We start from the raw sequence: 25573 nt of genomic DNA on the forward strand, positions 1-25573 counted from the left end.
TATTTCTCGCAGCTTATCCTTAATATAGACATTCGAATAAAAATTATTTAGTTTTTTTTGGTCTCATTTTAGTGTGGATTCAATGTGTTTTAGCATGTCTTGCTTTGGCTTTTAAAGATTTTTTTTTGTCAAGAATTAGTAGGAATTAATTCGAATAGCTATGATCCTCAAGCTTCAGGATGTATTAATGTTTTAAGCGGAATGATTTTCAATCTTTCAGTTTTGATCTATGGAGTTTTAGTTCTGGTCTTTTTATCGATCGCTTTTGCACTAAGAAATTTTATTCAAATTGAGGAAAGCCGTAAGGTAAAAAATAGATATAGTAGTACCATTGTGAAAAAATTGCTACGATGAAAATAAATTTTAGAAAATATAAAATTAAAGGAAAATTTTTTTCAAAAAGTATTGATCAGGCAGAAGTGAGAATTTTTAACGACCGATTTGAAATCAGACTTTCACCTTTCGTTTTAAATTCGGGAGTCTACTATATTCAAACAGTTGTAGAAAAAACTAAAGTCTACACCGAGTATAGGGTGATTAAAAGAGATTTTAGTGATGAAAGTGAGTTGAATTTTAATTTGATAAATTCTGGTAATTATTTTAGTTTGTTTTTAGATAACAATCGTGAAAAAATGAGTGTTGTTAAAGACAATCAGGAGGGGTTTATTTTAAAATCACCAGTGCTGAAACGTTATTAATTGATTTTTTTAAACAAAAAACCCGAATATTTCTATTCGGGTTTTAAAGTGGTACCTCCAGGGATCGAACCAGGGACACATGGATTTTCAGTCCATTGCTCTACCATCTGAGCTAAGGTACCGTGCTATTGCGGGTGCAAATATAGAATGATTTTTAGTATATCCAAAACATATTTTTAAAAAAATCAATTCGTACCTTCGCAAAATCAAAATTAAACGTATGATTTTAACAGTTGATGTAGGAAATTCAAGAATTAAAGCTGCTGTTTTTGAGGGAGATATCCTTTTAGAGCCTTTTGTTTTTAAGAAAGAGGAACTGCAAAAAAATATTCAAAATATTTTAAAAAATTTCACAAACACCACTCATTTAGTTGTTGCTTCCGTTGGGAATGTCGAAAAACAGGCTTTTTTAGAGTTCGAAAAAGACATCGCTGTTCATTTTGTTTCTCATGGAGATCAATTTCCATTTGCTAATGAGTATGAAACGCCGCTTACCTTGGGAATTGACAGGATGGTTCTTGCTGCGGGAGCAACTTTACAGTTTCCTGGGAAAAATAGATTAGTTATCGATGCTGGAACCTGTGTTACTTTTGATTTTATAAATGTCAGTAATGAATATCTTGGAGGTGCGATCACGCCAGGATTGCAATTGCGGTATAAATCGCTGCACGATTTCACTGCCAATTTACCATTGTTGGCATTGGAAAGTCCCAAAAATATTATAGGGAATTCAACCGCGGAGTCCATTCATTCCGGAGTTGTAAATGGATTGGTCTATGAAATAGATGGTTTTATAGATGAATATCGTGCACTTTATTCAAATTTTATAATAATTTTAACGGGTGGAGATACAGATTTTTTGGCTAAACGATTAAAAAATACCATATTTGCCAATTCAAATTTTCTTTTAGAAAGTTTGAACCAAACATTTCAATATAAAATCAAAAATGATTAAAAAAATTATAGTAAGCGCTTGTTTACTTTTGTCGCTAGTTTCCTTTGCTCAAGAAGGTACTTCATCACCGTACTCTTTTTATGGAATTGGAGATGTTAGATTTAAAGGAACAGCTGAAAGTCGCTCTATGGCAGGAATTGCAGTCGAGCAGGATAGTATCCATATTAATTTGCAAAATCCTGCGAGTTTTGCTAATTTAAAATTTACCACTTTTGCGCTTGGAGGTACTTACAATACTACTAAATTAAAAACAGATTCTAAGAAGGAAAATGCTAGAAGAACGACCTTAGATTACCTTGCGGTAGGATTGCCTTTTGGTAAAGTAGGTGTTGGATTTGGTTTGATTCCTTATTCTTCTGTAGGTTATAAAATAGAATCTATTTCGGCTGATGTTAATATTAATAACAGACGTTATGATGGTTCAGGAGGAATGAATAAGGCTTTTCTAGGGGTTGGGTATAAAATAAGCCCTAATTTTAGTATTGGAGCAGATGCTCAGTATAATTTTGGAAAAATTGAGACGAATAGTTTAGAGTTTGCTTCTGGAGTTACTATTGGTTCTCGCGAGATGAATAGAGCTGATTTGTCAGGAGTTAATTTTGATATTGGAGCAATGTACAAGGCTAAACTTGGTAAGAAAATAAATCTATATACCAGTGTTAACTACACATTAGAAAATACTTTGACGTCTAAAAACTCAAGAAATATAGCTACTGTCGGTTTTAATTCAGGATTTGATGTTGGTGTTGTTGATGTTCTTGACGAGCAAAATAGTGTTGTTGAATTGAAGTTTCCGAGCAAGATTTCACTTAGTGCGGGTATTGGAGAATCTCAAAAATGGTTAATTGCTGGAAAAGTAGCTTATCAAAAAACATCAGGACAAGCAAATTCTTATAACGACTATCAAAATGTTGGTTATGGTAAATTTGGAAGTGTAAGCGTAGGAGGTTATTATATCCCTAATTACAATTCGTTTACAAGTTATGCGAAAAGAGTTGTTTATAGAGGAGGTTTGAAATTCGAAAAAACAGGTCTAGTTGTTAATGGCGAGTCTATTGATGATCGCGGTCTTACATTAGGACTTGGATTGCCTATTACAGGAACTATTTCGAATGTGAATATTGGTTTCGAAATAGGGAAAAGAGGAACTACTGCTTCCGGTTTAGTTCAGGAGAATTATGCTAATATTAGTGTAGGTTTTTCATTAAATGATAAATGGTTTGTACAAAGAAAATTCCAATAATAAATACATAACAATGCCTTTCACTTTCTCAATATGATGGTATGAGTTTATTAACAAAACATAAAATAATTAACCTTGTCACAGTTTTTACTGTGACTCTGTTTTTTTTAGGGTGTGAAAGTAATTTTAAAGAAGTTCAAAAAATCAATTTCACCGAATTTACACCTAGTGGAGATGCGGATAAAGTGAATTTAAAATATACAGATTCAGGTCTTATAAAAGTTGTTTTATTGAGCCCGAAGATGTTAGATTTTGCTACTGTTGATTTTCCATTTACAGAATTTCCAAAAGGAATAGATGTGACATTGTATGATGAAAAAGGGAAAACTACCCGAGTGACCTCTAATTATGCTATTTCCTATAAAATTACCGGTATAATCGATTTGCAAGGAAAAGTAAAGATTGTTTCTGAAAAAGGACAGATGATGGAAACGGAGCAGTTGTACTACGATCAAAAAAATGAATGGTTTTTTACTGAAAAAAAGTTTAAATTTACAGATATCAAAGGTTCTTCAAACGGACAAGGGATAGATTTTAGTAAAGATTTCAAGATTATTAATTCACAAAGATTGACTGGCGAATTTGATTCGGCAGAATAAAAATAAATATTTACACTATGGGTTACTTAAAATACACACCTTACCTTTATCTTGTTTTTGCTGTATTCTTCATTTATGAAGCAATCGTGAAATGGAACGAATCTGAAGCAACTCCGTGGTTGAGTTTGATGGTTGCCGGACTAGCGATTTTTATGTTTTTCTTCAGGAAGAAATATGCAAAGAAGATGGATGACCGTAATAACCAATCCTAATTTATGGAAATTAGTGTTATAATATTATGCCTAATACTAAGTGCTTTTTTTTCTGGGATGGAAATTGCGTTTATCTCCTCCAATAAAATATATCTTGAAATAGAAAAAAAACAAGATAATTTTATTTCTAAAATCCTTACTAAACTTACTGAAAAACCTTCAAAATTCATTGCTGCTATGCTTATTGGAAACAATATTGCATTGGTTGTTTATGGCTTTTTTATGGGGGCCTTGCTAATGAATATGCTAGATTCTCTAGGCTTTCATTTTTCGGATTTGTTGAATTTGCTTATTCAGACGACGCTTTCAACCTTACTTGTTTTAATAACAGCAGAGTTTTTACCGAAAGTTTTTTTTCAAATTTATGCAAATGTTCTCATTCGATTTTTTGCACTTCCAGCCTATATTTTCTATGTCTTATTCTATTTTATTTCAACTTTTTTAATCTGGGTTTCTGATTTTGTTCTGAAAAAATTCTTTAGAACGGACGGAGATCAGATTCAGCTTTTTTTTAGTAAAGTGGAGCTTGGAAATTATATTACGGAGCAAATGAGTAGCGTTGAAGATGATGAGGAAGTAGACTCAGAAATTCAAATCTTTCAGAATGCGCTAGAGTTTTCGGGCGTTAGAGCCAGAGATATTATGAGCCCTAGAACGGAGCTTGTGGCTGTTGAGTTGAATGATTCTATAGCGGAGCTAAAAGAATTGTTTATCGAAACAGGTTATTCTAAAGTAGTGATTTACCAAAATTCATTAGATGATATTGTGGGTTACGTACATTCGTTTGATTTATTTAAAAAGCCTGAAAGCATTCAGTCTGTAGTTATTCCTGTAGAATTTGTTCCTGAAGCGATCTACATTAAAGACGTGATGAACTTGCTTATCAAAAAGCGAAAAAGCGTTGCGGTGGTTCTGGACGAACACGGAGGAACTTCTGGTATTATAACTGTGGAAGATATTGTTGAAGAGCTTTTTGGAGAAATTGAAGACGAACACGATTCAGATGAAGAGTTGATTGAAAAGGAGTTAGAAAATGGTTCTTATATATTTTCGGCGCGATTTGATGTTGAGTATTTAAATCAAGCCTATAAACTTAGTATTCCAGAGAGTGATTCATATGGTACGCTAGGTGGTTTTATTGTTGATTTTAATAACGATATTCCCTTAAAAGGAGAGGTAATTGTGATCGGAAACTATCATTTTGTAATAGAAGAGGCTACAAATAAGAAAATTGAATTGGTTAAATTGACCGTAAAAGACTGATTTATTTTATAAAAGTATTTTTTTTGTAAAATAAAACGCTACTAGTATAATTATTAATTAGATAATTGTATTTTCGCAAATCGAATGTAAAATTAACAACAATAAAAATGGCAGTTTTATCAAATATTAGACAACGTTCCGCTTTAATGATTGCAGTAATCGCATTTGCATTATTTGCCTTTATCATCGGAGATTTATTCAGTAGTGGTGGTTTCAATAGTACATCGAAAGATGTGGGAAGCATCGATGGGAAAGATATCTCATTTGAAGATTTCAGAATTAAAGTAAGTAATCTTGAAAAAAGCAGTCAAGGAATTAGTGCAACTGCAGCAGCAAATAGAGTTTGGGAGCAAGAGGTTTCTGTAGCTTTGTTAACTTCTGAATTTGATAAATTAGGTTTAAGAGTGGGAGAGAAACATTTATTAGCTGTTTTAAAAGCAGATCCTAATATTGGTCAAAACCCAATGTTCTTAAACGCAGCAGGTATGTTTGATGTGGCAAAATTTAAAGAATACTTTAAATCTAACCCTGCACAAGCGCAATTCTTAAAAGATAGAGAAGTTGATGCAGAGCTTAACGCTAAATATCAAATCTATAATACTTTGATCAAAGCTGGAGTTTATACAACTCAAAGTGAAGGAAAGTTAAAATACGAAATGGAAGCAAACAAAGTGAACTTTGCTTACGTTGCGGGATTGTATTCGACTATCAAAGACAGTGATGTTAAAGTTACTGATGCTGAGATTTTAGATTACATGAAGAAAAATGAAAAGAAATTTAAAGCAGACGAAACTCGTGAAGTAGAGTATGTTTTAATTGCAGATAAAGCGTCGAAAGAAGATGAAGCAGAAGTAAAAGAGAAAGTAGCTGCCTTGCTGAAAGGAAGTGTGGTGTACAACCAAGCTACTGGTAAAAACGATACTTTGGCAGGGTTTAAAGCTGCTAAAAACACAATAGAATTTGTAAATTCAAATTCAGATGTTCCTTATGATTCTACTTATGTTGCTAAGAATGACTTGCCTGCTGTAAATGCAGATCAGTTATTTAATCTTGCTCCAGGAGAAGTTTATGGACCATACGTTTTTGGTGATTATTACTGTGTTTCAAAATCTTTGGGTAAAAAATCAGGAGTGAATGCTAAGGCAAGTCATATCTTAATTAGTTATGAAGGAACACAAGTTCCAAACAAAAAAGAACAAAGAACTAAAGAAGAAGCAAAAGCAAAAGCGGAAGATATATTAGCGCAAGTAAAAGCAAATCCAGATAGTTTCATGATGTTAGCTTTTACTAGTTCAGATGATTCATCAGCACAGCAAGGTGGAGATTTAGGATATTTTAGCCAAAATCAAATGGTGAAACCATTCAACGATTATGTATTCAATAGTAGTATTGGTTCAGTTGGATTAGTTGAAACTCCTTTTGGTTTCCACATTATCAAAGTTACTGATAGACAAGACGGAATTCGTTTGGCAACCGTAGCTCTAAAACTAGAAGCTTCAGAAGCTACTTCTGACAAATCGTTTACACAAGCGACTAAATTTGAAATGGACGCTAATGGTAAAAATTTCAATGCTATAGCAAAAGAAATGGGACTTACAGTTGTGCCAGCAGTTAGCGTGAAAGCGATGGATGAAAACTTTGGATCTTTGGGAGCTCAAAGAACTATCGTGAGATGGGCTTTTGAAGGTGATTCTAAAATAGGTACAGTAAAAAGATTTGAAGTAGCTAACGTAGGGCATGTTATTGCAACGGTTAAAAATATCGATGATTCCGGTTTAGTAACTTTAACTCAAGCGAGACCTTTTGTAGAGTCAATTCTTAAAAACAAGAAAAAAGCAGAACTTATAAAGTCTAAAATGACAGGAAGTTCTATAGAAGCAATTGCTAAGGCAGCAGGTACAACTGTGCTTCAAGCAACTGATGTTACTATGGAAAACCCAATGTTAACTGGTGTTGGACTAGAGCCAAAAGTAGTTGGAAATGCATTCGCATTAGCAGCAACTAAACTATCTGCACCTATAGAAGGGAATACTGGAGTATATGTTGTTAAAAATTTCAGTACTGTTAAAGCTGCGACTTTAAAAGATCATTCTCCTTATGTAGCTAAATTGAAAGCACAATCTGCGGGCGATGTAAACAGAGTTTTACCAGCGCTTAAGGACAATGCTAAAATTGAAGACAATAGACAAGAATTCAATTACTAAATATATTTTTAGGTAATTATTAATTTCATGAAAAACCCGATACAATTTGTATCGGGTTTTTTTATGCTTGCTATTTTTTAAAGCAAATCTTGATCGTTTTTAGAGAGTTGCTAGCTTAGAATCATTTCATCATAAAGTACAATAGTATTAAATCCTTTTGAACTGAAATAGTCTGTAGGATCAGTCTCAGATACCACCATTACAAAATCCCCACCCCAAGCTCCTAGGCTTTTTATTGTTCCGTTGAAGTCCGGAAACAAGCTTTCTTTAATAGTTAGGGTTTCTAAAATAATACTCATTTTAGCCTCGTGCTTTTCTAGTGCATGCGCAAAAGATTGTAAGGTTTTCGCATTTAAAACTTCTAGTGTAATTGCGTTATTTATAGCGATGCTTTTATGTAAATTGTTGTTTCTATTTGCGTTGTAATTTGCAATAGCCGTCTTGCTACTTTGTTTCCTATTTAGATATACAAAATAAATGTGCTGCGTGAAGTTAGCTGTAAATGTAACTTTCTCCACAATTGGTTTTTCTCCTTCCAAATGATACAAAATAGGGCTGTCATTTTGTGCGCAAGCAATATCATAACCACTACCGCCAAAACTGTTATTGAGCAGTGTAAATGCATCGATTTGCAACCACTGCGCAATATTGTTTATTAAAGTAGAGGAGGTTCCTAGTCCCCATTTTTTAGGAAACGTCAGTTGGGTCGTTATACTATATCCAATAGTGTCATTTAGAAAGTTAGGATTTAGTACATAACCTTCGTGGAGTATCGATATTAAAGTGGATTTTATTGTTTCTGGTTCGTTATCCAAAGGATTCTTGATTTCCGAAAACGGAATCACATCTTCAAACCAGATCTGACCGTCTGCATCAAAACTTTTCCATTCGATCCCCGGATTAGTGCTTTTTTCAATAATTAAACTCTGTCCGAATTTTGTAGGTAAAGCAAATGCCTTTGCTCCGTCAAGAACTAAGTATTCTCCGGTAATTAATAGTTTTCCGTTGCTGTAGAATGTTTGTTTCATTTGTGCTGAATTTACTTTCTCAAATTGTCAATAAATTCAACTACTGCGCTATGTGATACTGCATTGTTTTTGAAGTGTTTTCGAATGAGAATTCGTTCGTCATCATTTGCTTCAAATTGGTTTAAAATATTATTTAAATGCATTTTCATGTGACCGTCTTGGATTCCCGTGGTGGTCAAAGAACGCAGAGCGGCAAAGTTTTGAGCTAAACCTGCCACGGCAACAACTTCCATTAATTCTTTTGCTGATGGTTTTTTCAACATTTCTAATGACAATTTTACTAAAGGATGTAAGCTAGTTAATCCGCCAACGGTTCCTAAGGCTAAAGGTATTTCTAACCAGAAAGTGAAAATGCCATTTTCGATTTTAGCGTGTGATAAACTTGAGTATTGACCTGATTTTGCTGCATAAGCATGAATTCCTGCTTCTACTGCACGAAAATCATTTCCTGTCGCAAGCACTACAGCATCGATACCGTTCATAATTCCTTTGTTGTGGGTTACAGCGCGAAAGGGTTCTACTTCGGCAATTTGAACAGCTTGTACGAAGCGTTCTGCAAAATCTTGTGGATTGAGTATGTGTTTTTCGGCGAGTTCTTCTACAGGACAAGAAACCTCGGCTCTAACAATGCAGTTTGGTACATAATTAGAGAGAATGCTCATAATTACAGTAATATCTTTTTCTGAAGTAGTAAAAAGTTCGTAGGTACTAGCTTCTTCTTTCAATGTTTTGGCAAATTGTTCTAAACAGGAATTAATGAAATTAGCGCCCATGCTGTCTTTAGTCTCAAAAGTAGCATGAAGCTGGTAATAATTTGGTAGTAGATTGGTTTTGTCCTTTAATACAATATCCAAAATTCCGCCACCTCTTTTTTGCATATTTTTGGTTATGCTTTCTGTATCATTAAAGAATTTTGCTTTGTTTTGAACAAAAAACAAATCCAGTTTTGAAACATCGCCAGTATAAATAAAGTGAACTTGACCTATTTTTTCAGTATTGATTACGGTTGCTTTAAAGCCGCCTCTGGTGGACCAAAATTTTGCAGATTTAGAAGCTGCAGCCACAACTGAACTTTCTTCGATAGCCATAGGAATGGTGCTGTATTTTCCATTAATTAGGAAATTAGGAGCCACACCAAGGGGAATGTAGAAATTTGTGATGGTGTTTTCTATGAATTCATCATGTAGTTTCTGTATTTTTTCGTCTGTATTCCAATAGTTTTTTAGCAATGCAATGGCTGCAGAAGGAGTTGAAAAGTATTCCTCAGCAATCCAGTTTATTTTTTCTTCTTTGGATAATTTAGAAAATCCGGCAATAGGCTTATTCATTCTCAGTATATTATAATGTAATTAGGTGCAAATATACATTTTTAGCCGTTTTATCCCCGTTAAATTATCGTCATTAAAGTGCCTTTTAAAATATTGTTTTTAATATTTAACACATGAAATGTTATATAATTGTAATTTTTTCACTAAAATTGGGCTCATTTTTACTTTTAAAATTATAGTATGAAGTCTAAGCAGTTTTCGGTCTTATTTTTATTTTTATGTTTCACAGTTTTTGGACAGCAAAAAATCTCGGTTGAGCAAATTTACAATGGCACTTTTCGTACTCAAGGGATGGATAAATTACAGTCCTTGAAAAATACAAATCAATATACTGTATTGAACTTTGATCGTTCTTCTAAAGCGATGCAAATTGATTTGTACGATTTTGCAAGCCTTAAAAAAACGGCAACTTTAATCAACACAAAAGATCATGCAGGTATGCCAATGATTGATAGTTATACTATTGACGCTAGCGAAAAAATGATTTTAATCGCGGCTAATACAAAGCAAATCTTCCGTCATTCTTTTACTGCAGATTACTACTTATATAATACTGGAACAAAAGACCTGACAAAATTATTCGATTTTCAAGTACAGGAACCTACTTTTTCTCCTGATGGAAAAAAAATCGCTTATGCTAGAGAAAATAATTTATTCGTTTACGATTTAGCAACCAAAACAACTAATCAAATTACTGCTGACGGGAAGAAGAATTCGATTATCAATGGTATTACGGACTGGGTTTATGAAGAAGAATTTGCTTTTGTAAGAGCTTTCGACTGGAGTAAAGACAGTAAAAAACTGGCTTATATTCGTTTTGACGAAAGTCAAGTTCCTGAATTCTCTATGTCAATGTTTCATAAAGATTTATATCCAACAATCGAAACATTTAAATATCCAAAGGCAGGAGAGAAAAACTCATTAGTTTCTTTGCATATCTTCGACGCAGTTTCTAAAGCGACCAAAGAAATTAACCTAGGTTCTTATAATGATTTTTACATTGCTCGCTTGCAGTGGACAGATGATGCTAATGTGCTTTCGGCACAAGTATTAAATCGTCACCAAAACAATTTAGACTTATTGTTTATTGATGGAACAACTGGAGCATCTAAAGTAGTGTTGAATGAAAAAGACAAAGCTTATGTTGATGTTACTGACAATCTAACTTTCTTAAAAGACAACAGTTTCATTTGGACAAGCGAAGCAGGCGGTTTTAATCATATCTATTTATATGATAAAAATGGAAAACTACGCAATCAAGTGACAAAAGGCGACTGGGAAGTAACATCTTACTATGGTTTTGACGAAAAAACAAATACTATATTTTATCAGTCTACAGAGAATGGATCTATAAACAGAGCCATCTATAGAATTGCGCTTAACGGAAAAAGTAAACAAGCATTATCTACTAAAACAGGAACAAATTCGGCTACATTCAGTCCAAATTTCGAATACTATATCAATACGTTTTCTAGTGCTGCGCAACCTACTACTTATACTTTAAATGAAGCGAAAGCAGGAAAACAATTAAAAGTTATTGAAAACAACGCTGCATTAGCAACAAAACTAAAAGACTTTAATTTAGCAGAAAAAGAATTTTTTGTATTAAAAACAGAGAAAGGAAATGAGCTAAATGCGTGGATCATCAAACCAAAAGATTTTGATGCCTCTAAGAAATATCCTGTTTTTATGTTTCAATATTCCGGTCCAGGATCGCAACAAGTAGCAAATGGATGGAACGGTTCTAATGACTATTGGTTTATGATGCTTGCTCAGCAAGGTTACATTGTTGCTTGTGTCGATGGGAGAGGAACTGGTTTTAAAGGAGCCGATTTCAAGAAGGTCACTCAATTGCAACTAGGGAAATACGAAGTAGAGGATCAAATTGATGCCGCAAAAGTGATCGGAAACTATTCGTTTGTAGATAAGTCTAGAATAGGTATATTTGGCTGGTCTTATGGGGGATTCATGGCTTCTAATTGTCTTTTGAAAGGCAATGATGTGTTTAAAATGGCAATTGCTGTAGCGCCAGTAACCAACTGGAGATTTTATGATAGTATTTATACTGAAAGATACATGCAAACTCCACAAGAAAATGCCAGCGGATACGATGATAATTCACCTATAAACCATGTGGATAAATTGAAAGGAAAATTTCTTTTAATTCATGGGTCAGGAGATGATAATGTACATGTTCAAAATTCGATGCAAATGATGCAAGCGTTAATTCAGGCAAATAAGCAATTTGATTCAGAAATATATCCAGACAATAACCACGGTATCTATGGAGGGAACACTAGAATTCAGTTATACAATAAGATGACTAATTTTATTAAAGAAAATTTATAACATCATAAATGAATAATAAAGTTCCAACCTTAGAAGAAATTCAAAATTTTGAAGGTAAATACCCTAAGCAATTATGGTATTTATTTTTAGTTGAAATGTGGGAGCGTTTCTGTTTTTATGGAATGCGTGGGGTACTTACCATATTTATGGCTGACCAACTTTTAGGTCTGGCATTATCTGATAAGGATTCAAATTTAAAATATGGAGCTATCCAGGCTTTTGTATATGCCTTTACTTTTATTGGTGGAATTTTTGCCGATAAGATTTTAGGTTTTAAAAAGTCACTACTCTTTGGTGGAACGGTCATGATTCTTGGGAATCTGATTATTGCATTCTCTCCTCAAGATTTTTTCTATTTGGGAATTACCTTAACAATCATTGGAACTGGTTTTTTTAAACCAAATATTTCTTCGATGGTAGGTGAATTATATAAAGAGGGAGACAGTCGTAGAGATGCTGGTTTTGGATTGTTTTATTCGGGTATAAATATTGGTGCCTTATTAGGTGGAGCTATTTGTGTGTATTTAGGAACAAGCCCTGATTATGGCTGGAGTTATGCTTTTTTATCGGCTGCAATTGTTATGTTTATCGGTTTAGTTACTTTTATACTTACAAAACATTCTTTAGGTCCTATAGGTGATTCGCCACTGATGAATTTACCAGCTTCCAAAAGAACGACGAATGAAATCGCCGTCTATGTGGGAGCTTTAATAAGTATTCCGCTAATTTTTATAATGATCAAAAACACGGACTATACTGATTACTTCATGTATGCCATTGGTCCTCTAGCTGTTTTATATTTCCTTTTCGAAACTTATAAAGAGAAAGAGGAAGCGGCAAGGAAGAAATTAATCGCTGCATTCATCTTTATACTTTTCTCCATTATCTTTTGGGCTTTTTACGAACAAAGTGGTGGTTCTCTCGCGCTTTTTGCAAAAGACAACTTACATCACAATTTGTTATTTTTCGAAATTAACCCTAACATTGTCAACAATACGTCAAATTCATTATTTGTAATCATTTTTAGCCCAATAGTAGGATTGATCTGGTTGGCTATGGCCAAGAAAAAAATTGAGCCTAATACGGTGATAAAATTTGGAATTGGTTTCTTGTTTCTAGCAGCTGCATTCTATGTGTTTTACTACACTAGATTTTTTGCAGATGCGGAAGGATTAACCTCTTTAAATGTATTTACTTTGGCTTATTTAGTGATCACTTTTGGAGAGCTTTGTTTATCGCCAATTGGATTGTCTATTATGACAAAGTTATCGCCAAAAAGATTGTCAGGGATGATGATGGGAATGTGGTTTTTAGCCAGTGCTTACGGTCAGTACGCAGCAGGATTGCTTGGAGCGGGTATGTCATCACCAGATGAAAACGCCTCTTTAGTCACAAAATTACAAGGATACACTGAAGGATATTATCAATTAGCAATATATGCTTTAATTGCTGGTTTACTACTTATAGTAGTTTCTCCACTAATTAGAAAATTAATGCGGGAAGTCAAATAAATACTAACATTAACCAAACATTATAATATGTCGAAAACTACTACAGAAGCTCACTTACAAAAAGAACTTTTTGGTCATCCAATTGGGTTATTTATCCTATTTCTTACTGAAATGTGGGAGCGTTTTTCATATTATGGAATGAGAGCTTTACTGGTTTTGTATATGACTACTCAAACAACTGGTGATGGTAGAGGACCCGGTTTGGCTTGGTCAAATCAAGAAGCTTTGGCTTTATACGGGTGGTATACTATGTTAGTTTATGTAATGTCTATACCGGGCGGAATGATTGCTGATAAAATATTAGGACAAAAGAAAGCTGTATTAGTAGGTGCTATTATTCTTTGTTTAGGACATGGAGTACTAGTTCTGACAGATACTTGGGCGTTTTATACTGGTTTAGCCTTGGTGATTTTGGGGGTAGGTTTATTAAAACCTAATATTTCAACTATGGTTGGAGGTTTATATCCAGAGGGTGATATTAGAAGAGATAAAGGATTTAGTATTTTCTATATTGGTATAAATACAGGTTCCTTATTAGCAACGATGGTTATTGGTTTTGTTGTTGTCAAATGGGGATGGCATGCTGGATTTGGTTTAGCAGGTATTGCAATGTTATTAGGACTTGTAGTATATCTTTGGGGACAAAAATATTTAACGCATGTTGGTAATTTTGAAGCGCCAAAACCAAATGAAGTAGACGACTCTTCGTATGGTCGTCTTTTTGGAGACCTGTTAAAATCCAGAACTCAATTATTAGTTACAGCACTACTTGTAGTACTGTCGATCTTTGGATGGTTTAATTTAGGTTGGGCTTTTGGATTATTATTTATGTTCTTGACTACGATTGTAGCCTTGATGATGATGATTTACAAAGAATTATCTTCCAGAGTTGATAAGGATCGTTTTGTGGTTTTGTTATTGTCTTTTATAATGGTAATTATTTTTTGGGGAGCGTTTGAGCAAGCTGGAGGATTAATGAATTTGTATACAGATGCTAAAACGAACAGAATGTTGCTAGGATGGGAAGTTCCTACCGTTATGTTTCAAAGTTTAAATGCTGGATTTATTATTCTTTTTGCAACTTTAGTTGCAGGCTTATGGGCAAAACGCAAACTGAAAGGAAAAGAAGCTTCGTCAATATTTAAAATGGCTGTAGGTATTATAATCATGGGTTTTGGATTTCTATTTATGGTGTTTGCTGCCATGGAGTTTGAAAAATCAGGTTCTTCAAGTATGATATGGTTAGTAATGGCATACTTGTTTCATACCATTGGTGAGCTTTGTCTTTCCCCAGTAGCATTGTCATTTATCACTAAATTATCGCCAGTTAAATATGCTTCCCTGATGATGGGAGTTTATTTTGCTGCTACAGGATTAGGAAATAAGGTTGCTGGAATTATAGGTGAGTCTGCAAGTAATCTTGGAGAATACACAGTTTTTCTTGGAATACTGATTTTCACCATGTTAATTGGTGGAATCTTTATCCTTTTGTTAAAACCATTACAAAGATTAACTCACGGTGCTGAGGATAACGAAAAATAAAAAGTTAGCGAATTATCTATTTTAATATTATAAAAACATGAATCAAAATACTACTGACGAATTTTTTAAAGACCCTGTTCTAGGACATCCTGCTGGATTGTTCGTATTATTTTTTACGGAGATGTGGGAACGTTTCTCGTTCTACGGAATGCGTTCGTTATTGATTTTATTTTTAACAACTTCGATGGTTGACGGAGGTTGGGAGTGGACACGTGAAAATGCTTCTGCTTTATTTGGATCTTATGTTGGTCTTGTTTATTTATCAACCATGTTAGGGGGTTATTTTGCCGATAAAGTTATTGGTTTTAGATGGGCTGTTATTCTTGGTGCGGTGCTAATGACGCTTGGTCATGCTTCGATGGCCGTTGAAACAGAGTTCACTATTTATTTAGGATTAGTTCTCTTGGTCTTTGGAAACGGTTTTTTCAAACCTAATATGACATCCATTCTATCGGTGATGTATCAAGATCGTCCTGAGAAAAAAGATGGTGCTTATACTTTATTTTACATGGGAGTTAATGCTGGAGCGTTCTTCGGGATTTTACTTTGTGGATACTTAGGGGAAAAAGTAGGTTGGAGTTATGGTTTCGGATTAGCTGGAATTTTCATGTTCTTCGGAATGTTGCAATTTTGGTTGTCTCAAAGTATCTTTGGAGACATTGGCTTAAAGCCAAATAAAGAAAGCGTAGCCAAAGCTGACGCATTAGATACAGACAAAAGAAATCCATTTACTGGATGGCAATTAGTTGTTATTGGGTTATCAAGTACGCTAGGTTTATTATGGATCTTAAATGATCCTGCTTCTAAGATTTCGGGAGGTAAAATAAATGTATTTAGTTTTCTAGGTGAAAATGGTAATTCAATCGCAATTGTTACTGCTTTATTATTATTCATCATATTATTGATTTATCGTTTTACTCAATATTCGAAAATTACAAGAGAGAAATTAATTGCAGTTACTTTCTTTGCGTTTTTAACAATCTTCTTTTGGGCTATTTTCGAGCAATCACCTAACAGTTTAACAATTTTTGCAAACGACTATACTGATCGAGTTTTAGAAGGTAGTTGGAGTGTGGTGTTCTTGGTGATTAACTCTTTAATCACGATAATTCCATTAGCGATTATTACCTATGTTTTGTATTTAATGTTCAAAAGAACGTTCAAAGATTATGCGCTGGCAAATATCATTTTAAGTTTCAGTTTTTTAATTATTTGGGTAATTGCTATCTGGATGTTGGCTAAAGATTATTACACGGCGGGTTATTTAGACTTGTCTGATGCTACCTTAGCTTCTTTGAAAATTGACAAAGTAACTGTGGCATTAACCGAAGTTCCTGCGACTTGGTTCTCTACTCTTAATTCATTATTCATAATTACATTGGCACCATTATTTTCTAAATGGTGGGAAAGTAAATACAATCCTTCTGCAAATGTTAAATTCGGAATTGGGATGTCATTACTAGCTATCGGGATGGCTTGTATTGCTTTTGGAGCAGACGGAATCGAAGCAGGTGCAAAAACAGCTTCTGTAAGTATGATTTGGCTTGTATTAGTTTATCTTTTCCACACGATGGCAGAATTGTGTATTTCTCCTGTTGGACTGTCTTATGTAAGTAAATTAGTTCCTGCTAGAATGATTGCATTTATGTTTGGTGTATGGTATTTAGCGGTTGCTATTGGTATGAAAGGTGCAGGTATGTTTGGTGAAAATATCGATAAAATTGCAGACGAACACGGATTGAGTTATTTCTTCTGGATGCTAACAATCATTTCAGTAGCTGTTGGTTTGTTCTCAGTTGCGATGTCGCCTGTTATTAAAAAGTTAATGCATGGTGTTCGATAAATTATAGATATTACTTTTGTAAATTATTACTTAAAGACTCATACATGAAAAAGATAAGTTTACTATTCGTTTTATTTTTTGGTATGCAGCTAGTTCAATCACAAGAATTGAAATGGCATACGGATGTTAAGGAAGCAATTACAGTTGGGAATACAGAGAACAAACCATTAATGATGTTTTTCACTGGTAGTGATTGGTGTGGATGGTGTATTAAATTGCAAAAAGAAGTGTTGTTAACACCTGAATTTGCAAAATGGGCAAAAGAGAATGTTATTCTTGTGGAATTAGATTATCCAAGAAGAACACCTCAAACTCCAGAATTGAAGCAACAAAATGGTGAATTGCAACAAGCTTTTGGAATACAAGGTTTTCCAACTATTTATTTTGCCACTGCCAAAACTACCGATGGTAAAGTTAATTTTGAAGGTTTAGGAAGTACCGGTTATGTTGCTGGTGGAGCTTCGGCTTGGTTGGCTGTGGCCAATGGAATTCTTAAAAAAACATAATAATCAATTTAGTTTGAAAAATCCCTTTTCGCCAATAGCGTGGAAAGGGATTTTTTGTTTTTCACAACTTTCTCGCCAATGTTTCTGAATGTTTTTGTAGTTTGAGTTGTCTGCTACTACCATTTTTGGCTTTAGTAATTCCAGCATTCTCTCTAAATTTATCTTAGGACTTTGTATAATCAAAATGATATCTGGGCGTATTTCTTCTGAATACATTCCTGTACTATCTATAATTAGAATTCTATTTTCTTTAAAAAAAGCGGTGTTTTTAATTTTTTCTTTGGCACTCAAAGCGCTAAAATTAGCCGTTAAATAGGATTTAAGAACAGTGTTTTCTCTTGAGTTTTTCCTGATGCTGTCATCTGCATATAGTGCTGTCTTATTTCCATTTCGCTCGGTTATCATGGTGTTGTTTTTTAAGTTGAAAACTACCCATTCTTGCTGGCTTTGCACGTTCCATCTAATGTGCATAAACGAAACTTGTATAGCGATAATTGACACTAATACGATGGCTAATTTATTAAAACTAGGTTTTTTGAGCCAAACGATAGCAGCTATAATAAATAAATAAGAACTTAGTAATAAGTAGATGTTAAAGGGAATATCTCGAATAATAAATTGTTCGAATGAAGCGACCGAATTTATAATGTTGTTCAGGAAATAAATACTCCATTCTAACGGTTTTGAAAGTAAAATTGGTACGTAATCAAATGCTGCTAATACCATAACTAAAACGCCGAGTATCATTATAAAACTAAGTAGCGGAATGACAAGTAGGTTAGTGATGAAAAACAAGCCTGGAAATTGATGGAAGTAATAGATGCTTAAAGGCATAGTGCCAATTTGTGCCGCAAAAGAAACCGTGAGAATTTTCCAGAAATAGTTAATAGCTTTGTTTTTTGGTGTCCAAATAGAAACTAATAACGGCTGTAGCCAAACTATAGAAAATAAAGCGATATAACTCAATTGAAAGCCCACATCAAATAGAAACGAAGGTTGGAAAACTAAAATCAGTAAAACGGAAACCAATAAGGTGTGATAAATATTGACACTTCTTCGCAACTGATAACCGATGGCGACAAAAGAGAACATGGTTACTGATCGCACAACAGAAGGGGCAAGACCCGCGATTACGGCAAAACTAGCCAAGCTTAGCAAAATTATAATTAATTTGATTAGAGTGCCTCTTTTTGTGTTTGGAATCGGACGAAGGATAAAGGTCAGGAATAGCAGTAGGAATCCGACGTGTAGTCCAGAAACCGATAATATATGAATGGCTCCAGCAAATTGATAACTTTGAATAATTTCAGGAGAGATGTCTTGTTTTTGGCCTAGAATTAATGCAATCGCAACACTTAGTTCTTTTTTATGGAAACCGCTTTTCTCTAGATTTGCAATAATCGTGCTGCGAATGTTAGACGCATAATACCAGATGTCTTTTTTTAATTCGGGACTAATTCTTATTAATTCGGAGTCAGGATATAGTTGCGCATATATTTGTTTTTTAGAAAGATAGGCGCCGTAGTCAAATTGGTTGGGGTTGTTAGGTATTTTATTTTTGTATAATACTCCTGTAATATGTAATAAATTCCCAGTTACAAATGTAGGATATACACTGTCTCTACGAATATTTAATAATATTCGACCGGTGTAATTTTTAGTTCCAATTTTATTAATAAGAGCGATATATCGGTCATTCGAATTACTTCCTTTTAGTTTTTCTCTAATCACCAGAGACAAAAACTGAGGTTTTTCAAAAATAGTAGTATGATGCGTATAGTTTGTTTTTTGGTAGGATTCAGTATGAGTAACTAGAGTAGTTGCTCCAATTAAAAAGGATAGTAAGTAAGTGCTTATGCCAAAAGTGATTGTGTTTTTGAGAATATTTTTTTGTAAAAAGTATGCTGTAGCAAAAAGTAAAAAAGCAGCAGCTAATAATCCTAGAAGTAATGAGGGAGCAGGTTTTAAGTAAGAGGCGGTTAGAATCCCCAATACAAATCCTATAGTAATTCGCGATAAAGGGAATTGCAGTACTTTCATAGTTCTAAAGTACAGAATTTTAGCGATAAAAAACGTTACGATTTTATCGTTTAAAAAATGTCGATTTTTCTACGAAAAAAGGAATATGTTCATCATTTTATTTTAAAACACGGTTCAGTTGAACAAATGCCTTTTGATAATAGGGTTCTTTCATAGAAGATATGATTACCCCTTTTGAGGTCGAGGAGTGGATGAATTGTATGTCGTCGTCTTCGACAGTAGTTATGATTCCCACATGATTGATGTGTGCTCTTTTATTGGTTCTAAAAAAAATCAAATCTCCTTTTCGAGCCTTTTTTAAATTCTGTCCTAGTTCAATTCCTATTTTTGCTTGTTCGTAGGATGCTCGGGGAAGTTTGATGTCGTATAAGGCAAAAGTGGAGTACACTAATCCGGAACAGTCATAACCTGATTTTGTAGTTCCAGCTGTTTTATATCGCACACCAATATTTTCAGATGCGGAACTTATTATTTTGTCAACGGTGTAGTTTGTACTCTCCTTTTTATTGTCCGCTGATGAGCTGGTAATTACGGAGGAAGATTTACAAGAAGCGAAAAGAACAATTAGAGATAATATGTAAAGTGACTTTTTCAATTTATTTTGGATTATAAAATTTTAGCGCATCTGGCTTATAATTAAAATTATTTTAGGGCGGCAACAATCAATTTTGCTGTTTTTTCACTTGCTCCAGTACCACCTAATTTTTGTTCTAGCAGGTCGTATTTTTGTAACAACTTTGTTCGGTGGTCGGATTCCAGAATTTTTTGTAGTTCAGTTTTAATGTTTTTTGTGTTGAAGTCTTCTTGAATTAATTCAGTAACAACTTCCTCGTCCATAATCAAATTGACAAGCGAGATGTATTTTAAGGTGATGATACGTTTTGCAATTTGGTACGATGCCCAACTTCCTTTGTAGCACACAACTTCTGGAACTTTAAAAAGTGCGGTTTCTAATGTCGCAGTTCCCGAAGTGACCAAGGCTGCTGTAGCATTTTTTAATAAATCATAGGTTTTATTCGAAATGAACTTTATATTTTCATTCTTAATAAATTGTTGATAAAACGAATAATCTTGACTTGGTGCACCAGCAATAACAAACTGGTAATCTGGGAAATCATCAACAATACTTAACATTCCAGTTAGCATTTTGGTAATTTCTTGTTTACGACTACCTGGAAGCAAAGCAATAATTGGTTTTTCACTCAATTGATTTTCAGACTTAAAAGTCGCGGAATCTATTGAGGGGTGATTGTGGATTGCGTCAATTAAAGGATGTCCTACATATGTTACATCATAATTGTATTTTTCATAGAAAGATTTTACAAAAGGCAAAACCACATACATATGATCAATTGTTTTTTTAATCGTCTCGACTCTACTTGCTCTAGACGCCCAAACTTGTGGACTTATATAGTAAAAAGTTCTGAACCCTGCAGGTTTAGCCCATTTTGCAATTCGAAGGTTAAAGCCAGAGTTGTCGATGAAAATTAGGGCATCGGGTTTGTAATCTTGAATGTCTTGTTTGCAGTTCTTTATAAAATCTAATATAGAAGAAATATTTTTTATAATCTCCGAAAAGCCCATGAAAGCACGCTCTTTATAATGAGAAACTAATTCTGCGCCAGCTTGTTGCATTAAATCACCGCCCCAACATCTTATTTGTGCATTCTTATCTTGTTTGAATATTTCTTTAATCAAATTAGATCCGTGCAAGTCTCCTGATGCTTCTCCAGCTAGAATGTAGTATTTCATTTTAAGGATGTGAATTAGTGTAAAAACTTTCGGCTTTCAAAATTAGCTATTGAATGTTCATCAATCAAGCAAATTAGTTGTTATTTTTAGTAAATACTAAAAGGAACTAGGTCTAAACAAAGTGTTTTAATGCATCTATTTTATTCATTCCATTTCCAAGTGTTTAACTCTTGAGCAGCATGGTGTGCTGTTAGGTCAAATTGAACAGGAACTACAGAGATGTATCCATTGGCCAAAGCCCATTCATCAGTGTCTTCTCCTTTGTCTTGGTTCACAAACTCACCGGCAAGCCAGTAATAATCTCTTCCTTGTGGTGTTTTTCGTTTGTCGAATTTTTCCATCCAGCGGGCTTTCGCTTGGCGACATATTTTGATTCCGTTGATGTTTTCCTTTGCTAATTTCGGAAAATTCACGTTTAAAACTACTCCTTTGGGCAGGCTGTTTTCTAAAACTTCTAAGCTTATTTTGCGAATAAAAGGCTTCATAGTCTCAAAATCGGCGTTCCAGTCATAGTCTAAAAGAGAAAATCCAATTGCTGGAATTCCTTCGATTCCTGCTTCAACAGCGGCACTCATTGTTCCTGAATAAATTACGTTTATAGAAGAATTAGAACCGTGGTTTACTCCAGAGACGCATAAGTCTGGTTTTCTTTTTAGGATTTCATTTACTGCAAGCTTAACACAGTCAACTGGGGTTCCAGAGCAGCTGTATTCTTGAATAGCATCATCATCTTTCGAAAGTTTGTTTAAATACAAGGTGTTGTTTGTGGTTATTGCATGCCCCATGCCGCTTTGAGGTTTGTCTGGCGCTACAACTAGTACATCACCTATTTCGGCCATAACAGCAATTAATGCTCGAAGTCCTGGAGCCGATACGCCGTCGTCATTTGTTATTAAGATTAAAGGTTTTGCTGTGTCCATTTTTTGTTTTTTTATGCTTCCAAAAGTACATTTGAGGAAGGTAGTTGTTGTATTTCAAACAAAGAAAACAAAAATTATTAACTTGCTGGATTAAAGGAAAACAAAAAAACAATTTTATATCTTTAACAAAAATTTATGGGGGGCTTGCTAATGGTGGCACAGTTTTTACCGTATATTAGTTCAAAAATTTGGATGAATATTATTCTTAGCTTTATGAAAAGAAATTATAAAATATTAATTGCGACTGTTCTGCTTTCGGCGACATTATTTGCATTTAATTTAAAATCAGGGGTGAGTTCTAATCCTGATAAAGATAAATTATTATTAGAATTACTGACTTTTGTACTTGAAAAAGGACACTATAGTCCTGCGGCCATAGATGACTCCTTTTCTAAGGGTGTTTATAAAGATTATGTAGAGGCTTTAGACCCCTCAAAACGTTTCTTTCTACAATCTGATATTGATGAGTTTTCTAAATATGAGTTGCAGTTAGATGACGCTTTGCTTAATAAAGACTTGACTTTTTTCAATCTTACGTTTGAGCGTTTGATGAAAAGAATGGATGAAAGTAAAAGTATTTACAAAGGGATTATGAGTGAGCCTTTTGACTATTCAATAGATGAAAGTTTTAACACCGATTATGAAAAAGCACCCTACCCAAAAAATACTTCGGAACTGACAGAAAGATGGAGAAAGCAAATCAAATTGTCCACACTTTCTTCTTTGACGGAACGTTTGAGAGTGCAAGAAAAGAAGGCTAAAGGTAACGATGACACAACAGAAGCTTCAAAATCTGGAGAAGATTTGATGGATGATAATTTGGAAGAAATCAAAATTGATAATGTTGAGGATGCTGGAAAACCAAAAACTTTTGCCGAATTAGAAAAAGAAACACGAGAAAGTGCTAAAAAATCTTTGGATGAATATTTTGGTTTCATGAATGACTTAGACAGAGATGATTGGTTTTCAGTTTATATTAATTCTATCACCGCTGGTTTTGATCCACATACAAATTATTTTGCCCCAGAAGAAAAGGAGCGTTTTGATGTAAGTATTAGCGGAAAGCTAGAAGGTATTGGTGCGCGTCTTCAAAAGAAAAATGACTTTACAGAGATTACTGATTTGATCTCTGGAGGACCAGCCTGGAGAGGGAAACAATTGGAAGCCGGAGATTTAGTGATGAAAGTGGCTCAAGGAAATGCAACGCCTGTTGATGTTGTAGGAATGCGACTTGATGATGTTGTGAAAAAAATCAAAGGGCCTAAAGGTTCTGAGGTTCGTCTTACAGTGAAGAAGGTAGATGGAACTATTAAAGTTATTTCGATAATTAGAGATATTGTCGAAATCGAAGAAACTTATGCTAAGTCAAGCGTTGTTAATAAAGGCGGATTGAAATACGGTGTGATCTATTTACCTAAATTCTATATTGATTTCGAAAATAAAGACGGTAGAGATGCTGGAAAGGACATTGCGTTAGAAGTAGAGCGATTGAAAGCTGTAAACGTAGACGGAATTATACTTGATGTTCGTGATGATGGAGGAGGTTCTTTATCAACGGTTGTTGATATTGCTGGATTATTCATCGAGCAAGGACCGATTGTACAAATTAAATCGGCTGGTAGAAAGAAAGAAGTCCTGTTTGATAGAGATAAAAAAATTGAGTGGGATGGACCGTTAGTAATTATGGTCAATAGTTTCTCTGCTTCCGCTTCTGAAATTTTGGCTGCTGCAATCCAGGATTATAAGAGAGGGATTATAGTAGGTAGTAAACAAACTTACGGTAAAGGAACAGTGCAAAATGTTATTGATTTAAACCAATTTGTTAGAAGTAATGAAATGGGAGATTTGGGTGCATTGAAAACTACGACTCAAAAATTTTATAGAATCAATGGTGGCTCAACTCAATTGGAAGGGGTGAGTAGTGATATTGTAATGCCAGACAGATATGCTTATTTAAAAATGGGGGAGAGAGATGTAGAGCACGCTATGCCTTGGGATAAAATTGACGCTGCTGCTTACACCGTTTGGGATAAAACTGCTAATTTTAATAAAGCTATTGCCAATAGCAAAGCTAGAATTGCTGCGAATGATCAGTTTAAGTTAATTGAAGAAAATGCAAAATGGATTGATAGTAGAAGTGAGGAAAATACTTATAGTTTAAATATTGAAAAGTTCAAAATTGCTCAGAATGCAGTTGAAGAAAAGGCAAAAAAATATAAACCAATTTCGAAATATAAGAATTCATTACAGTTCTCTTCTTTACCTTATGAAATTGTTCAAACAAGTAAAGACAGTATTTTAAAAGAGAAAAGAGACAGATGGCACGAAAGCTTATCTAAAGATATTTATGTTGAGGAAGCATTAAATGTTTTGGATGATTTACAGACTAAGGTTGTTTTAAAAAAAGCTGATCCAGGGAAATTAAAAAAAGAAAAACTAGCTAAGTCATAAGTGTAGCCTTCTTTAAATGAATAATAATACAACTCAATCATTAACAGCTATTGCGCTCCATAAATTCAAAAAGAATTTATGGGGCGTTTTCAGTCTTGTATTTATCGTAATTTTAGTACTCGTTTCTATTTTTGCTTATGTTTTGGCGCCAGATCGTTCCGAAAATGCAAATCAAATGCATTTGTCTATTCATTCAAAGCCACCAGGTTTTAATGTCAATATTCTCTCTATTCCCTTAGAGGAAAAGACTCATGCTACGTTTAGTAATTATTTTTCTGGTTTCCCAAATAGTGTTACCGAAGTGGCGATTGAGAGTTATAAGATCGTTGGGAATACAATCATATATGAAGAGTATAATGATGAGCCATCGTTAAAAATGGTTAAAGAGATTAATCTGAAGTCCTTTGCTGGAGAAAGTTCAATTATAACAGTGGAGCAGAAATTTATTAAGAACAGGACTTTTTATTTAGGGACTGATAAATATGGTAGAGATTTGCTAAGTAGGATGTTGATTGGTTCAAGAGTTTCGATTTCGATTGGTGTTGTTGCCGTGCTGATTTCTCTAATAGTTGGAATTTTTTTCGGAGCAATAGGTGGGTATTTTGGCGGTAAAGTTGATGCGCTGATTATGTGGCTGGTTAATATTATTTGGTCCATTCCTACCTTACTTCTTGTGATCGCAATAACCTTGGCATTAGGAAAAGGGTTTTGGCAGGTTTTTGTCGCCGTGGGATTAACGATGTGGGTTGAAGTGGCACGTGTAGTTCGCGGTCAAGTCATAAGTGTTAAGGAGATGCAATATGTAACGGCAGCCAGAGCTTTAGGTTTTGGAGATTTCCGAATTATATTCAATCATATTTTACCAAATATAATGGCTCCGGTAATTGTAATTTCGGCGGCTAATTTTGCGTCAGCTATATTAGTAGAAAGCGGACTTAGTTTTCTAGGATTAGGAGCTCAACCTCCCATTCCGAGTTGGGGAAGTATTATAAAAGATCACTACAGTTATATTATTCTAGGGAAACCGTATTTAGCAATGGTTCCTGGTATCGCTATTATGTTGATCACATTGGCTTTTATGATGATGGGAAATGCCCTGCGTGATGCCTTGGATGTAAAACAATAGTCA

20 protein-coding genes and 1 tRNA gene are annotated in these 25573 nt (G+C 34.2%); 14 read left to right on the forward strand and 7 right to left on the reverse strand.

Annotated features, from left to right (window positions below; all coding sequences use genetic code 11):
* Positions 1–350 precede the first annotated feature (350 nt).
* Entirely contained in the window at positions 351–698 is a 348-nt protein-coding gene (locus tag E0F98_RS11825; protein WP_132111706.1) for a hypothetical protein, read from the forward strand.
* A 49-nt stretch (positions 699–747) separates the two neighbouring features.
* On the opposite strand, the gene E0F98_RS11830 is transcribed toward E0F98_RS11825, so the two are convergent.
* Positions 748–820: transfer RNA gene (locus tag E0F98_RS11830), tRNA-Phe, on the reverse strand.
* Between the two features lie 98 nt (positions 821–918).
* Here E0F98_RS11830 and E0F98_RS11835 point away from each other — a divergent pair.
* From E0F98_RS11835 to E0F98_RS11860, 6 genes are all read left to right on the forward strand, one after another.
* Entirely contained in the window at positions 919–1653 is a 735-nt protein-coding gene (locus E0F98_RS11835) for a type III pantothenate kinase (protein WP_132111716.1), read from the forward strand.
* A complete protein-coding gene (locus E0F98_RS11840) occupies positions 1646–2896 on the forward strand; it encodes an autotransporter outer membrane beta-barrel domain-containing protein (protein ID WP_132111718.1) in 1251 nt (416 codons plus the stop codon). The genes E0F98_RS11835 and E0F98_RS11840 overlap by 8 nt, the downstream gene beginning before the upstream one ends.
* A gap of 41 nt (positions 2897–2937) precedes the next feature.
* Positions 2938–3495 (forward strand): LPS export ABC transporter periplasmic protein LptC, encoded by a 558-nt coding sequence (gene lptC, locus E0F98_RS11845; protein WP_132111720.1) that lies wholly within the window; start codon positions 2938–2940, stop codon positions 3493–3495.
* Between the two features lie 17 nt (positions 3496–3512).
* Positions 3513–3707, forward strand: coding sequence for a hypothetical protein (locus E0F98_RS11850; RefSeq protein ID WP_132111722.1), 195 nt, complete (start codon positions 3513–3515; stop codon positions 3705–3707).
* 3 nt (positions 3708–3710) lie between these two features.
* The gene (locus E0F98_RS11855) at positions 3711–4970 is read left to right on the forward strand and encodes a hemolysin family protein (protein ID WP_132111724.1); all 1260 of its coding nucleotides are present in this window, start codon (positions 3711–3713) and stop codon (positions 4968–4970) included.
* Between the two features lie 107 nt (positions 4971–5077).
* A complete protein-coding gene (locus E0F98_RS11860) occupies positions 5078–7174 on the forward strand; it encodes a peptidylprolyl isomerase (protein ID WP_132111726.1) in 2097 nt (698 codons plus the stop codon).
* A gap of 110 nt (positions 7175–7284) precedes the next feature.
* Here E0F98_RS11860 and E0F98_RS11865 read toward each other — a convergent pair whose 3' ends face one another.
* Entirely contained in the window at positions 7285–8202 is a 918-nt protein-coding gene (locus tag E0F98_RS11865) for a GYDIA family GHMP kinase (RefSeq protein WP_132111728.1), read from the reverse strand.
* Between the two features lie 11 nt (positions 8203–8213).
* Positions 8214–9530, reverse strand: coding sequence for a hydroxymethylglutaryl-CoA reductase, degradative (locus E0F98_RS11870; protein WP_132111730.1), 1317 nt, complete (start codon positions 9528–9530; stop codon positions 8214–8216).
* A 180-nt stretch (positions 9531–9710) separates the two neighbouring features.
* Here E0F98_RS11870 and E0F98_RS11875 point away from each other — a divergent pair, with 180 nt between their 5' ends.
* The 5 genes from E0F98_RS11875 to E0F98_RS11895 are packed head-to-tail and all read left to right on the forward strand — an operon-like array spanning position 9711 to position 17281.
* The gene (locus tag E0F98_RS11875; RefSeq protein WP_132111732.1) at positions 9711–11879 is read left to right on the forward strand and encodes a S9 family peptidase; all 2169 of its coding nucleotides are present in this window, start codon (positions 9711–9713) and stop codon (positions 11877–11879) included.
* Between the two features lie 8 nt (positions 11880–11887).
* The gene (locus tag E0F98_RS11880) at positions 11888–13390 is read left to right on the forward strand and encodes a peptide MFS transporter (protein WP_132111734.1); all 1503 of its coding nucleotides are present in this window, start codon (positions 11888–11890) and stop codon (positions 13388–13390) included.
* 27 nt (positions 13391–13417) lie between these two features.
* Positions 13418–14932, forward strand: a complete 1515-nt coding sequence (locus tag E0F98_RS11885) for a peptide MFS transporter (protein ID WP_132111736.1) — start codon at positions 13418–13420, stop codon at positions 14930–14932.
* 37 nt (positions 14933–14969) lie between these two features.
* Positions 14970–16775 carry a peptide MFS transporter gene (locus tag E0F98_RS11890; RefSeq protein WP_132111738.1) on the forward strand — a complete coding sequence of 602 codons (1806 nt, stop codon included), beginning with the start codon at positions 14970–14972 and terminating at the stop codon, positions 16773–16775.
* A gap of 44 nt (positions 16776–16819) precedes the next feature.
* Positions 16820–17281 (forward strand): thioredoxin family protein, encoded by a 462-nt coding sequence (locus E0F98_RS11895; RefSeq protein WP_132111740.1) that lies wholly within the window; start codon positions 16820–16822, stop codon positions 17279–17281.
* A 3-nt stretch (positions 17282–17284) separates the two neighbouring features.
* Here the strand turns inward: E0F98_RS11895 and E0F98_RS11900 are convergent, their stop codons facing one another.
* The 4 genes from E0F98_RS11900 to surE form a co-directional block, all read right to left on the reverse strand.
* On the reverse strand, positions 17285–19321 hold the full coding sequence (locus E0F98_RS11900; RefSeq protein ID WP_132111742.1) for a ComEC/Rec2 family competence protein: 2037 nt from the start codon (positions 19319–19321) through the stop codon (positions 17285–17287).
* Between the two features lie 97 nt (positions 19322–19418).
* Positions 19419–19916, reverse strand: coding sequence for a C40 family peptidase (locus E0F98_RS11905; protein WP_132111744.1), 498 nt, complete (start codon positions 19914–19916; stop codon positions 19419–19421).
* 47 nt (positions 19917–19963) lie between these two features.
* On the reverse strand, positions 19964–21073 hold the full coding sequence (gene lpxB, locus E0F98_RS11910) for a lipid-A-disaccharide synthase (RefSeq protein WP_132111746.1): 1110 nt from the start codon (positions 21071–21073) through the stop codon (positions 19964–19966).
* A gap of 140 nt (positions 21074–21213) precedes the next feature.
* On the reverse strand, positions 21214–21993 hold the full coding sequence (surE, locus tag E0F98_RS11915) for a 5'/3'-nucleotidase SurE (protein ID WP_132111748.1): 780 nt from the start codon (positions 21991–21993) through the stop codon (positions 21214–21216).
* Positions 21994–22185: 192 nt separating this feature from the next.
* On the opposite strand from surE, the gene E0F98_RS11920 reads away from it, so the two are divergent.
* Both E0F98_RS11920 and E0F98_RS11925 read left to right on the forward strand, forming a co-directional pair.
* Complete coding sequence (locus tag E0F98_RS11920; RefSeq protein ID WP_132111750.1) at positions 22186–24444, forward strand: carboxy terminal-processing peptidase; 2259 nt, start codon at positions 22186–22188, stop codon at positions 24442–24444.
* 16 nt (positions 24445–24460) lie between these two features.
* Positions 24461–25570, forward strand: coding sequence for an ABC transporter permease (locus E0F98_RS11925; RefSeq protein WP_132111752.1), 1110 nt, complete (start codon positions 24461–24463; stop codon positions 25568–25570).
* Positions 25571–25573: the final 3 nt, after the last annotated feature.

Origin of the sequence: Flavobacterium hiemivividum (assembly GCF_004349145.1) — a bacterium.
Lineage (GTDB): Bacteria > Bacteroidota > Bacteroidia > Flavobacteriales > Flavobacteriaceae > Flavobacterium > Flavobacterium hiemivividum.

Excerpts from the sequence above, each read along its gene's own strand:
- E0F98_RS11825 (WP_132111706.1), top strand. The coding sequence starts at position 351 with ATGAAAATAAATTTTAGAAAATATAAAATTAAAGGAAAATTTTTTTCA.
- E0F98_RS11835 (WP_132111716.1), top strand. The coding sequence starts at position 919 with ATGATTTTAACAGTTGATGTAGGAAATTCAAGAATTAAAGCTGCTGTT.
- E0F98_RS11840 (WP_132111718.1), top strand. The coding sequence starts at position 1,646 with ATGATTAAAAAAATTATAGTAAGCGCTTGTTTACTTTTGTCGCTAGTT.
- lptC (WP_132111720.1), top strand. The coding sequence starts at position 2,938 with ATGAGTTTATTAACAAAACATAAAATAATTAACCTTGTCACAGTTTTT.
- E0F98_RS11850 (WP_132111722.1), top strand. The coding sequence starts at position 3,513 with ATGGGTTACTTAAAATACACACCTTACCTTTATCTTGTTTTTGCTGTA.
- E0F98_RS11855 (WP_132111724.1), top strand. The coding sequence starts at position 3,711 with ATGGAAATTAGTGTTATAATATTATGCCTAATACTAAGTGCTTTTTTT.
- E0F98_RS11860 (WP_132111726.1), top strand. The coding sequence starts at position 5,078 with ATGGCAGTTTTATCAAATATTAGACAACGTTCCGCTTTAATGATTGCA.
- E0F98_RS11865 (WP_132111728.1), bottom strand. The coding sequence starts at position 8,202 with ATGAAACAAACATTCTACAGCAACGGAAAACTATTAATTACCGGAGAA.
- E0F98_RS11870 (WP_132111730.1), bottom strand. The coding sequence starts at position 9,530 with ATGAATAAGCCTATTGCCGGATTTTCTAAATTATCCAAAGAAGAAAAA.
- E0F98_RS11875 (WP_132111732.1), top strand. The coding sequence starts at position 9,711 with ATGAAGTCTAAGCAGTTTTCGGTCTTATTTTTATTTTTATGTTTCACA.
- E0F98_RS11880 (WP_132111734.1), top strand. The coding sequence starts at position 11,888 with ATGAATAATAAAGTTCCAACCTTAGAAGAAATTCAAAATTTTGAAGGT.
- E0F98_RS11885 (WP_132111736.1), top strand. The coding sequence starts at position 13,418 with ATGTCGAAAACTACTACAGAAGCTCACTTACAAAAAGAACTTTTTGGT.
- E0F98_RS11890 (WP_132111738.1), top strand. The coding sequence starts at position 14,970 with ATGAATCAAAATACTACTGACGAATTTTTTAAAGACCCTGTTCTAGGA.
- E0F98_RS11895 (WP_132111740.1), top strand. The coding sequence starts at position 16,820 with ATGAAAAAGATAAGTTTACTATTCGTTTTATTTTTTGGTATGCAGCTA.
- E0F98_RS11900 (WP_132111742.1), bottom strand. The coding sequence starts at position 19,321 with ATGAAAGTACTGCAATTCCCTTTATCGCGAATTACTATAGGATTTGTA.
- lpxB (WP_132111746.1), bottom strand. The coding sequence starts at position 21,073 with ATGAAATACTACATTCTAGCTGGAGAAGCATCAGGAGACTTGCACGGA.
- surE (WP_132111748.1), bottom strand. The coding sequence starts at position 21,993 with ATGGACACAGCAAAACCTTTAATCTTAATAACAAATGACGACGGCGTA.
- E0F98_RS11920 (WP_132111750.1), top strand. The coding sequence starts at position 22,186 with ATGAATATTATTCTTAGCTTTATGAAAAGAAATTATAAAATATTAATT.
- E0F98_RS11925 (WP_132111752.1), top strand. The coding sequence starts at position 24,461 with ATGAATAATAATACAACTCAATCATTAACAGCTATTGCGCTCCATAAA.